Consider the following 238-nt stretch of genomic DNA (forward strand, 5'->3'; position numbering starts at 1 on the left):
CAGCTGCAAACGCTCTTCCAGGTACTGGTCGCTGCTCGGGTTGATCGCCAGGGGCAAGGCCTGATCCCGCTTGAGCGCGGTGAACTTCTCTGCCGGCAGCAGGTAGTCGTCGAAGTCGCGGAACTGCCGCGAGCCCTTGACCCAGATGTCGCCGGAGCGCAGGGCGTTCTTTAGCTCGGACAGCGCGCAGATTTCGTAGAAGCGCCGGTCGAGGCCTTCCGGGGTGATCACCAGCGGC

The 238-nt window shown here is 64.7% G+C and carries 1 protein-coding gene; it reads right to left on the reverse strand.

The genetic code is table 11. The features are described 5' to 3' along the window. The coding region (locus tag HMPREF2886_RS35145; RefSeq protein WP_256562623.1) for a hypothetical protein at positions 1–238 on the reverse strand (238 nt) is incomplete at both ends.

The organism is Pseudomonas sp. HMSC066A08 (assembly GCF_001813025.1).
GTDB classification, from domain to species: Bacteria; Pseudomonadota; Gammaproteobacteria; order Pseudomonadales; family Pseudomonadaceae; genus Pseudomonas; species Pseudomonas aeruginosa.